Here is a 3,123-nt window from a genome sequence, read left to right on the forward strand (position 1 = left end):
CCCGGTTTCCCGGAGTTATCCCAGTCTTATGGGCAGGTTACCCACGTGTTACTCACCCGTCCGCCGCTAACTTCATAAGAGCAAGCTCTTAATCCATTCGCTCGACTTGCATGTATTAGGCACGCCGCCAGCGTTCATCCTGAGCCAGGATCAAACTCTCCAATAAAGTTAGTTTGTCTAGCATCTAAAATAAAAATTGACGTTTCACGTTGTTTGTTTCGTTTAGTTTTCAAAGTTCAACATCGCGTTTCAGCGACTTTTATAATATATCATAGTATATTATTTTCGTCAACAAGTTTTTTCGATAACTTGTATCTCTCATTTGCTGACTCTGCCTATTATATAGACTTTCTCTTCCCTATGCAAGTATTATTATAAAAAAATAAAGAGAGGAGATATCTCCCCTCTTATTCTTCTGAAGAAACCTCTTCGCTCGTTTCTTCCTCATCATCTTTTTGTGCTTTTGCTACTGTCGCTACCTCTTGCTCATCCTCTAATCGAATTAGACGAACACCTTGTGTATTACGTCCCATTTGAGAGATTTGATCAACTGGCATACGAATAATAACACCAGCTGCTGTAATTAACATGATATCTTCTTCACCTGTTACAGATTTAACAGCTACTAATTTACCGTTTTTATCTGTAATATTACAAGTCTTCAGACCTTTACCACCACGGCTTTGCAAGCGATATTCATCAATCGGCGTACGTTTTCCATAACCATTTTTCGTTACAATTAAAACATTTACATCCTCTTCGACAATTTCCATACCTACAACTTGATCTTCTTCACCTAATGTAATTGCTTTTACACCAGCCGCATTACGTCCCATAGAACGTACATCTTGCTCATTAAAACGAATTAGCATACCATTGCTTGTACCTACAATAATATCCTTATCACCAGATGTTAAACGTACAGATATTACTTCATCCTCTTCACGAAGAGAGATTGCAATTAAACCATTTGTACGTATATTCGCAAATGATGAAAGTGGTGTTCTCTTAGAGATACCTTGTTTTGTTGTGAAGAATAAGAATTCATCGTCACCAAATTCACGAATTGGAATAATGGCGTTAATCCATTCACCCTTATCTACACCTAATAAGTTAATAATAGGTATACCTTTCGCTGTACGACTATACTCTGGGATTTCATATCCTTTCGTACGGTATACTTTCCCCTTATTAGTGAAGAATAGAATATGATCATGCGTAGAAGTAGTTAATAAATGTTCTACGAAATCATCATCATTTGTCCCCATTCCTTGCACACCACGTCCACCACGGTTCTGTGTTTTGTACGTAGAAGCTGGCAACCTCTTAATATAACCATTATGAGTTAACGTAATGGCGATGTTTTGTTCTGGAATCAAGTCTTCATCTTCAATAGACTCCATACCACCAATTGTAATTTCTGTACGTCTCTTATCATTGAAGCGCTCTTTTACTTCTGTTAATTCTTCACGAATAATCTCAAGAACCTTTTCTTCATCTGCTAAGATTGCTTTTAATTCAGCGATTAACTTCATTAAATCTTGATATTCTTGTTCAATTTTTTCGCGTTCTAATCCTGTTAAGCGTTGCAGACGCATATCTAAAATAGCTTGTGCTTGTTTTTCACTTAAGCCAAAACGTTCCATTAAACCTTGCTTTGCAATTTCCGCTGTTTTCGAACTACGAATTAATGTAATAACTTCATCCAGATGGTCTAAAGCAATTCGTAATCCTTCTAAAATATGAGCACGTGCTTCTGCCTTTTCAAGTTCATAAGCAGTACGTCTACGAATTACTACCTTTTGATGTTCCAAGTAATGATATAAATTTTGTTTTAAATTCAGTACTTGTGGTTCTCCATTTACAAGAGACAGCATGTTAATACCAAAACTTGTTTGAAGTGCTGTATGTTTATATAAGTTATTTAATAATACATTAGCATTGGCATCACGACGTACTTCCATAACAATACGCATACCATTTCGATCTGATTCATCACGTAAATCTGTAATACCTTCAATTTTCTTATCGCGAACTAATTCTGCAATTTTTTCAATCAGTCGCGCCTTATTCACTTGATAAGGTAGTTCCGTTACGATAATAGATTGTTTGCCATTTGACTTCTCTTCAATTTCAACTTTAGCACGAAGTATAATAGACCCGCGTCCTGTTTCATAAGCTCTACGAATACCACTTCTTCCTAAAATTAAACCTGCCGTCGGGAAATCTGGTCCTGGAATGCACTCCATTAATTCTGCAATAGTAATATCAGGATTATGACTTAATGCCAATCCGCCATCAATTACTTCACCAAGTTGATGCGGCGGAATATTTGTTGCCATACCAACTGCAATACCTGTCGTACCATTCACTAGTAAGTTAGGAAAACGGGCAGGTAACACAATCGGCTCTCTTTCAGAACCATCATAGTTATCTTGATAATCAATTGTATTTTTTGAAATATCACGTATTAATTCCATAGAGATTTTAGACATTCTTGCTTCTGTATAACGCATTGCTGCCGCTGAATCTCCATCGACAGATCCAAAGTTACCATGCCCATCAACAAGCATATAACGTTGACTGAAATCTTGGGCCATACGTACCATCGTTTCATAAACAGCTGAATCACCATGAGGGTGATACTTACCGATTACTTCACCAACAATACGTGCTGATTTCTTATACGCTTTATCAGCCGTAATTCCTAAATCATTCATCGCATATAAAACCCTACGATGCACAGGTTTTAAACCATCACGAACATCTGGTAATGCACGAGATACGATAACACTCATTGCGTAATCTAAAAATGAGGTACGCATTTCATGGCTAATATTAATTTCTCGAATTCGTGCTTGTTGTTGATTGTCTGACATCAACGAGCACCTCCTCTTACATTTCCGTTACACATACATTGATTTATATGTAGAAGACAGGAATACTCAGATTCCTGTCATTACTCATTTAAATATCAAGGTTTTTCACGTATTTTGCATTTTCTTGGATAAAGTTACGACGTGGCTCTACTTTATCCCCCATTAAAATTTCAAATGTTTCATCTGCTTCAATTGCATCTTGAAGGGAAACTTGAAGTAATGAACGTACTTCTGGGTCCATTGT

Annotated in this window: 1 protein-coding gene, 1 rRNA gene and 1 pseudogene (1 of these 3 cut by a window edge); all 3 read right to left on the minus strand. The window is 36.9% G+C overall.

Annotation, left to right across the window (positions count from 1 at the left end; translation table 11 throughout):
- A 16S ribosomal RNA gene (locus R7H07_RS23720) occupies nt 1-166 on the minus strand; it reaches 1,386 nt to the left of the window's first position.
- Nucleotides 167-407: 241 nt separating this feature from the next.
- Nucleotides 408-2,879, minus strand: coding sequence for a DNA gyrase subunit A (gene gyrA, locus R7H07_RS23725; RefSeq protein WP_318128813.1), 2,472 nt, complete (start codon nt 2,877-2,879; stop codon nt 408-410).
- An 88-nt stretch (nt 2,880-2,967) separates the two neighbouring features.
- Nucleotides 2,968-3,123 (minus strand): annotated as a pseudogene (locus R7H07_RS23730) (DNA gyrase subunit B); the annotation flags it as partial.

Source organism: Vibrio sp. Vb1127 (genome assembly GCF_033338735.1).
GTDB lineage: Bacteria > Pseudomonadota > Gammaproteobacteria > Enterobacterales > Vibrionaceae > Vibrio > Vibrio alginolyticus.